Source organism: Paenibacillus ihuae (genome assembly GCF_001368795.1).
GTDB classification, from domain to species: domain Bacteria; phylum Bacillota; class Bacilli; order Paenibacillales; family Paenibacillaceae; genus Paenibacillus_AQ; species Paenibacillus_AQ ihuae.
Map to the genome: position 1 here is coordinate 4,014,486 of NZ_LN831198.1, position 7,701 is coordinate 4,022,186.

Sequence of the window (7,701 nt, forward strand, 5' to 3'; positions counted from 1 at the left end):
ATGGTGCGCCCGCTCGACTACAGTAGTTCCCTGGGCTGCGAGTCCGGCAATCACCAGAGCGGCTCCTGCCCGCAGATCGGTCGCTTCCACTGTTGCTCCATACAATCGCTGCACACCGCGGATAAACGCCCGGTTTAAATCAATGGAGATATCCGCACCCATCCGGGCCATCTCCTCCACATGCTTAAAGCGTCCCTCGAATACCGTCTCTTTAATGACACTGAAACCGTCGGCTAATGACAGCAGCACCATCACTTGAGATTGCAGATCCGTTGGAAAGGAGGGATACGGTGAAGTTACTATTCTCTCTACCGCACGTGGACGTCCTATGCAACTGATATTAATTATATCATTGCAAACTGTGATTTGAACACCTGCCCGTCTCAGCACATGGATGAGCGAAGTTAAATGCCCGGCATTCGTATGGGTCAGCGTAACACTGCCGCGTGTGGCTGCTGCGGCAATCATTACCGTGCCGGCTACAATCCTGTCCGGAATAACCTCATACGTGCAGGGGTACAGCTTATTCACGCCTTGGACCGTAATCGTATCGGTACCTGCACCGATAATCTGAGCGCCCATCCTATTCAAGAAATTCTGCAGATCCTGAATCTCCGGCTCTCTGGCCGCCCCCGATATCGTGGTCGTTCCTACTGCCATCGCAGCGGCCATCATAATATTTTCTGTCGCTCCAACACTGGGATAATCGAGATGAATGTCACTTCCTGTAAGCTTTGCAGCGCGGCAGGTAATCCGTCCATTACTCTCCTCAATCTCTGCTCCAAGCAGCTTAAGGCCCTGTAAATGAAGGTCTATCTTGCGTTCTCCGATTGCACAGCCTCCCGGCTGATAAATCGTCACTTCTCCAAATCTGGATAACAAGGGTCCCATCAAAAAAATAGAAGATCGCATTTGCCGCATTAGATCCTCTGGAACATGGGAAGTGCTTAAGGAAGACGTATCCATCGTCACAGTCTCTGCCTCATGCGCAGTCACGCAGCCCAGCCGTTCCAGGATATTCAGCATCGTCTCGATGTCCAGCAGCTTCGGCACATTGTGCAGTGAGTGAACTCCTTCGGCCAGCAGGCTCGCCGCCAGGATCGGCAGCGCCGCATTTTTTGCTCCATGGATACGTATGGTGCCTGACAGGGGATTTCCACCCTCAATCACCAATTTGTCCAATGTATCACCTCCGAGATTACCGCTCACCCACCACTGGCACTTTCCATATGAGGACCATGAAATGTGCGGGACAGCCTTTCCCGCTTTCTCATTTCACAAACCGGTAGTGCCCTGGGTGATTGTCACGATTATAGGATTATCCTATGTTCATGACTCCGGGTGTGTGACAGAAGGAGGTCAACAAGAACCATATGCGCCTAATCCGGCTTTATGGCACTGTACGGACAAGGACGGCGGCCTATTTTTTGCGCTTCGCTACAAGCCGCCGCAATTCGCTGACAACCAGCGCGGCTGAATCTCTTTTGCCCAGACGCCTGGACGATTCTGCCATGCTGCTCCGCAGAGACTGCGACCCGATAATCTGCTGGACGGCCTCATGCAGCGCCTGCCCCGTTAAATCCTTCTCCAGCAGCACGACAGCCGCACCTTCCCGTTCCAGCTGCCTTGCATTCGCTTCCTGATGGTTGTTCGTCACATTCGGGGACGGAATAAGGACGGAGGGAATGCCCAGTGCCGTGATCTCGGCCAGAAAAGAGGCGCCCGCCCGGTTCACAATCAGTGAGGTGCAGGCCAGAACCTCCGGCATATTGTGCACATATGGGAGAATATGCAGCCAGCTTGGTTCTCCGCCAAGCTTTTGGCGCAAGGCCTTGCGGGTGTCCTCATAATAAGACTCGCCGGTTACATACACATAATGAACTCCATTACCCTTACCCACAACCGGGGTCATTTCAATCATCGCCCGGTTGATGGCCTTGGCTCCGCCGCTGCCTCCGACAACAAGCACTACAGTGCTCCCGTCCGGGATGCCAAGTGAAGCATAGCCGCGCTGCGGACTGGCTGCTGTCACCGTTGTGGCCCGGGGGTTACCGGTATAAATAACATTTTTGCCGCCCGGAAAGGCTGATTCAGTGCCTTCAAAGCTTACGGCCACTGTATCGGCATAGCGGCTCAGAAACTTGTTGGTAAGACCGGGAATGGCATTCTGCTCGTGAATAAGTGTGGGAATTCCCAGACGGGAAGCTGCGTACACTACCGGTCCGCATACATACCCGCCGGTACCGATGACCACATCCGGTTTGAACTCTCTCAGCATTTCTTTGGAGGCTTTGACCCCCCTCAGAAAACGCATCACCGTCTTCACATTGTCCATGGAGAGCTTCCGGCGGAAGCCGGTAATGTCGATGGCCTTAAAGGGAAGGTTCTCCTGCGGAACAAGCCTGCTCTCCAGACCGCGTTTACCGCCGATATAGAGAAAGGCTGATCCGCTTTCTTCTGCTTCCAGCTGCCTGGCGACAGCAACGGCGGGATAAATATGTCCCCCCGTACCACCGCCGCTTAATACGATACGCATGTCTTTCACCTCGCATAACGGGATAAATTCAATAAAATGCCGAGTGCTGTGAGCATCAGGGTAAGTGAGGAACCGCCGTAGCTGATCAGCGGAAGCGTAATACCCGTAACCGGCATCATGCCGATCACTACGCCGATGTTGATGATGACCTGAACGGCCACCATGCTGACAATTCCGACGGCCAGATAGCTCCCGAACCGGTCAGGCAGGCTCATGGCAACCTTCATCCCCCGCCAGATCAGAATCAGGAACAGGCTCAGCACTGCGAGCCCCCCGATGAACCCCAGCTCCTCAGCCAGAATGGAAAAAATAAAATCAGTCTGCGGCTCCGGTACATAGCTGTACTTCTGCCGGCTCATGCCCAGACCAAGGCCGCCAAGACCGCCGGGACCAATCGCATAGAGCGACTGGATAATCTGATAACCAGCGCCCAGCGGATCGGACCAGGGGTCCAGGAAGGCCGTGATTCGCTGCAGCCGGTAAGGGGCGGCGGCAACCAGTCCGGCAAACCCCGCGACCCCAAGTGCGCCGAGCGAGAGCAGATGCTTCATCCGGGCCCCCGCCGTAAAGACCATCATCAACGCCGCACCGAACATTACAGTACCTGTGCCGAGATCCGGCTGGAGCATGATCAGTGCAAACGCAGAACCGATCAGCGCAAGCGGAGGCAGCAGGCCGCGCGTGAAGGTGGAGATATCATATTCCTCCTTCCCCAGCCAGTTGGCCAGGAACAGGATCATCCCCATCTTCATGAATTCGGAGGGCTGAATCCCGAAGCTGCTGATTCCCAGCCAGCTCCGCGCACCGCCCCGGACCACCCCGATGCCCGGCACCAGTACCAAAACGAGCAGAATAAAGCAGAGAATCAGCGCAGGTCTGGCGAATTTCTTCAGTATGATGTAATCCGTGTTGGCGGTAAAGAACATCGCACCTAAGCCTAGTCCGGCGAATAACAGCTGTCTTTTGACAAAATAAAACGAATCGCCATAATTGCGGAAGCCCAGAACCGATCCGGCGCTGTATACCATTACCATGCCGATAACCAGCAAAGCAAGGATGGGAATCAGCAGCCAGATGTCGGGCGCATGACGCGATTTGTTCATCAGGAGCACACCTCTTGCATCCGTAGTAGGGGCTTATCCACCCCCCTACTTAAAGGTTATGCACCGCCTCTTTAAAAATACGCCCGCGCTCCTCATAGGAGGTAAACATATCCCAGCTGGCACACGCAGGAGACAGGAGAACAACATCTCCCGCTTCCGCAATGGCGGAAGCTTCCTGCACAGCATCTTGTAGCACGGCAGCGGCACTCTCCCCATTATCGACGGAGATGACATGCTTTACTCCTGCCAGGCCAGCGACCTTTGCCAGCTTGTCCTTTGTCTCTCCCAGCAGGACTACACCTTTCACCCCGCCGAGGACAGGCAGCAGCTCCATATAATCGGAACCGCGGTCGAGGCCACCTGCGATCAGTATTACCGGCTGTTTAAAGGAGCCCAAAGCCATCGTAGTCGCCTTGGAATTGGTGGCTTTGGAGTTATTGAAATAAGCTGCCCCCGCCTTATCCGCCACATATTCCAGCCGGTGCTCGACTCCGCGGAAGGAGGCTAACCCCTCGCCTAACACGGCAGGATCAGCTCCTGCGGCAATGGCAATACCACAGGCTGCCAGTGCATTCTCCACGTTGAAGCGGCCCGGCAAGCCAATGGTATCTACTTTGGCAATCTCTGTCTCGCTTTCAGAATAATCACGGTAGATGATAACCCGCTCCAGGTCATCCTCGGTATCCGGAACATAAGAGGGCCGGACAAAGATACCCTGGACCAGTTCCTCTGTCATGGAGAAGGGAAGGATACCCGCCTTGATATAAGGAACCAGCTCACGGCAGACCGGATCATCCCAGTTTAGCACCGCAGTATCATTTGGCCCCTGGTTGGCAAACAATTTGGCTTTGGAGGCCACATAATCCTCCATGCCGCCATGATAGTCCAAATGGGTCTCCGCCACATTCAGCAGTGCTCCTACCTTAGGACGGAACGTCTCGGTTCCTTTGAGCTGAAAGCTGCTTAGCTCCACCACCATCCAGTTGTCCTCATCCGCTTCCTGCGCGGCCTGGCAGAGCGGCGTACCGATATTGCCGGCGACAATCGGTCTCATCCCGGCAGCATCGAGCATACGCCCGACCCAAGTGGTTGTGGTCGTCTTGCCGTTAGAACCGGTGATGCCGATCATCGGTGCTGCACAAATACGGTAAGCTACCTCTACCTCAGTCACGACTTCAATGCCAAGCTCCAGCGCTTTTTGGACAGGAGGCACTGAATAAGGGATCCCCGGATTTTTAACTACAAGGCTTACGCCTTCATGAATCAGCCCCTCCGGATGTCCGCCGCATATAACAGAAATTCCCAAAGATTCCAGTTCGGAAGCTTCGGGACTTTGGTCTCTTTCCTTTTTATCATTGACCGTTACAATCGCGCCGCGTTCATGCAGCACCTTGGCCACCTGGACGCCGCTTTTCGCGAGCCCCAGGACGACCACTAGCTTACCCCGGTATTCATCTGGATGCTTCATTCCTTACAACCCCTTGCTCAAGATTAGTCCCACTGCCGCCAGCACCAGACTTACCGCCCAAAAGGTGGTGACGACTCTCCATTCCGACCATCCGCCCAGCTCAAAGTGATGATGAATCGGGCTCATTCTGAAAATGCGCTTGCCGCGCGTCTTAAATGAGGACACCTGCAGAACTACAGACAGCATCTCAATAACAAACACGCCGCCGATTACCACAAAGAGCAGTTCACTTTTGGTCACAATGGCAATTGCCCCAATCGCCCCACCGATACCGAAGGAACCGAAATCCCCCATAAAGACTTTGGCCGGGTGTGCATTGAACACAAGAAAGCCGAGTACTGCACCAATCATCGCCGCTGCGCATACCCCTGCTGAAATCGATGTAGCCTGCATGGCCACTACGGCAAAGGCGGCAAGTGCAATGGCACTTACACCGGACAACAATCCGTCTACGCCATCTGTAAAATTCACGGCGTTCGTGACCGCCATCATCATGATCACAATGAACGGATAGTAGAACCACCCGCCCCAGTCAAAGCTGATGTCTGTACCCGGAATGCTAATTCCGGTATTGTGGGCGGCATTATTCAGCAGGATACATAGCACGATACCCACTAGGAGTTGACCCGCCAGCTTCTGGCGTGCGGTCAGTCCGAGTGAACGTTTAAAGGCAATTTTAATATAGTCATCCAGAAACCCGATCAGCCCGTAGCCGAGCGTAGCCACCAGAAGGACATAAAAGTCCGAATTCACCACGGAAAATTTCAAAAAAGATAACGTGAACGCCACCATGATGATAATTCCGCCCATTGTAGGCGTGCCCGCTTTTTTCAAGTGGGATTGCGGTCCGTCGTCACGTACTTGCTGTCCGAATTTCATCCTCCGCAGCAGCGGAATGATGAGCGGAGCGGCAATGACCGCAAGGATAAAGGATACAGCAATTGTCAGCAGCAGAAGTTGATAATCCATGGGTACACCCCCTCCAATAATTTAGGTCTGATTAAAATGTTCATTCAGGCTGTGCAGCACCTCTTCCAGGCGCATGCCCCTGGAGGCTTTGAACAGCACAATATCCTTGGCACTGCATTTGCTGTTCAGGACCGAAGACAGCTCTGCCTTGTCTGTATAGGCAAACACCCGTTCAGGGCCGAGTTTCTCCGTTGCGGCCTCAGCAAGCTTGGCAGCGAGCGGACCGTAGGCAAAAACCAGATCGGTTAATGCCGGATCAAGATACTCACCGATTTCCCGGTGGAAATCCACTTCCTCCGGACCCAGTTCCAGCATGTCCCCCAGTACAGCGATCCGGCTGCCGCCGGTTTTCATAGACTGCAGCACATCAATCGCCGCTTTCATAGAGGTTGGACTCGCATTATAGGCATCATTCAACAGTGTCAGGCCGGATGCGGTCATCATCACTTCAATCCGCATGCCGGTCAGCTTGAGCCGTTTCAGCCCCTCTTCAATGCTCGCTTCAGTTATCGCGTAATGACGGGCAACCGCCAGGGCGGCCAACGCGTTGATCACATTGTGTCGTCCGGGAAGCGGCAGTGTAAAGGCACGCTCCTCAGCAAGATAGCGGGTTGTAAACGTCATTCCTCCGGGATGCGTCATCATTCCGGTAGGATAATTATCATTATCTGCACTCAAACCGAAGCGTAGCGTCTGCATACCTGCAGGAGCGTGGAAAGAAGGCTCTGCCATCACTTCAGCGAGTAAAGGTTCATCGCCGTTGTAGATAAGCAGTCCTCCAGGCTTCAGCCCCTCGGCGATTTCCAGCTTAGCCCGGGCAATTTCCTTACGCGAGCCAAGCTGCAGCAGATGCGATTCACCTATATTGGTGATAACCGCTACATCAGGAGCGGCAAGCGAAGAGAGCAGGGCAATTTCCCCCCGTGAGCTCATGCCCATCTCCAGAACGGCTATTTCTGTATCCTCGCTCATCGACAGCACCGTAAGCGGTAAGCCGATATGGTTATTGAAATTCCCCTGGGTTTTGTGAACCCTATACTGGCCCTCCAAGAGAGCAGTGATCATATCCTTCGTTGTCGTTTTACCGTTGCTGCCTGTGATCGCCACAACCTGCGGCGCTGCTTCGCTTAAATAAGCGGCAGCCAGCTTCTGCAGTGCAGCCAGTGTATCCTCAACCAGAATGACTGCACCATCTTCCGGTGCAGGTCCCTTGTCATGCTGCCACAACGTGGCAGCAGCTCCGGCAGCCAAAGCCGCCGCACTGTAATGATGGCCGTCAAAGTGGTCTCCGGCCAGCGGCACAAACAGGCAGCCTGTCGTAATTTTACGTGAGTCGGTAACGACCCCAGCAATCTCCATATCCGTATCTACAGCGGAAACCAGTTCTCCTCCGCACATGGCAGCGATTCTTTGCAGCGTTCTTGTAATCAATAGCTTCGGCCCCTTATAACATCTTTGGCAACAAGACGGTCATCGAAATCATGAACCACTCCGCCAATCAGCTGATAGGTCTCATGACCTTTCCCCGCAATCAATACTACATCTCCCGGGCTTGCCATTTCAATAGCTTTTGTGATCGCCTCCCGGCGGTCCGGTATCATCTCATAGCTGTCCTGTGCCACGCC

At 54.0% G+C, this 7,701-nt stretch carries 7 protein-coding genes; all 7 read right to left on the minus strand.

From position 1 onward, the window contains the following. Positions 1-1,182, minus strand: a 1,182-nt coding sequence (gene murA / locus AQR02_RS18575; RefSeq protein WP_054941747.1) for a UDP-N-acetylglucosamine 1-carboxyvinyltransferase, incomplete at its 3' end; no start/stop codon positions are given. A gap of 238 nt (positions 1,183-1,420) precedes the next feature. Next, positions 1,421-2,536 (minus strand): undecaprenyldiphospho-muramoylpentapeptide beta-N-acetylglucosaminyltransferase, encoded by a 1,116-nt coding sequence (gene murG / locus AQR02_RS18580; protein WP_054941748.1) that lies wholly within the window; start codon positions 2,534-2,536, stop codon positions 1,421-1,423. A gap of 5 nt (positions 2,537-2,541) precedes the next feature. Further along, a complete protein-coding gene (gene spoVE / locus AQR02_RS18585) occupies positions 2,542-3,639 on the minus strand; it encodes a stage V sporulation protein E (protein ID WP_054941749.1) in 1,098 nt (365 codons plus the stop codon). A 49-nt stretch (positions 3,640-3,688) separates the two neighbouring features. Next, on the minus strand, positions 3,689-5,107 hold the full coding sequence (gene murD, locus AQR02_RS18590) for a UDP-N-acetylmuramoyl-L-alanine--D-glutamate ligase (RefSeq protein WP_054941750.1): 1,419 nt from the start codon (positions 5,105-5,107) through the stop codon (positions 3,689-3,691). 3 nt (positions 5,108-5,110) lie between these two features. Continuing rightward, positions 5,111-6,076, minus strand: coding sequence for a phospho-N-acetylmuramoyl-pentapeptide-transferase (gene mraY, locus AQR02_RS18595; protein WP_054941751.1), 966 nt, complete (start codon positions 6,074-6,076; stop codon positions 5,111-5,113). A 21-nt stretch (positions 6,077-6,097) separates the two neighbouring features. Then, complete coding sequence (locus tag AQR02_RS18600) at positions 6,098-7,507, minus strand: UDP-N-acetylmuramoyl-tripeptide--D-alanyl-D-alanine ligase (protein WP_054941752.1); 1,410 nt, start codon at positions 7,505-7,507, stop codon at positions 6,098-6,100. Next, positions 7,504-7,701: glutamate ligase domain-containing protein (locus AQR02_RS34570; RefSeq protein ID WP_425339987.1), on the minus strand; the 198-nt coding region annotated here is incomplete at its 5' end. The genes AQR02_RS34570 and AQR02_RS18600, both read right to left, overlap by 4 nt.

Bases quoted from the DNA above. Each gene is read 5' to 3' on its own strand.
- murG (WP_054941748.1), bottom strand. From the start codon at position 2,536: ATGCGTATCGTATTAAGCGGCGGTGGTACGGGGGGACATATTTATCCC.
- spoVE (WP_054941749.1), bottom strand. From the start codon at position 3,639: ATGAACAAATCGCGTCATGCGCCCGACATCTGGCTGCTGATTCCCATC.
- murD (WP_054941750.1), bottom strand. From the start codon at position 5,107: ATGAAGCATCCAGATGAATACCGGGGTAAGCTAGTGGTCGTCCTGGGG.
- mraY (WP_054941751.1), bottom strand. From the start codon at position 6,076: ATGGATTATCAACTTCTGCTGCTGACAATTGCTGTATCCTTTATCCTT.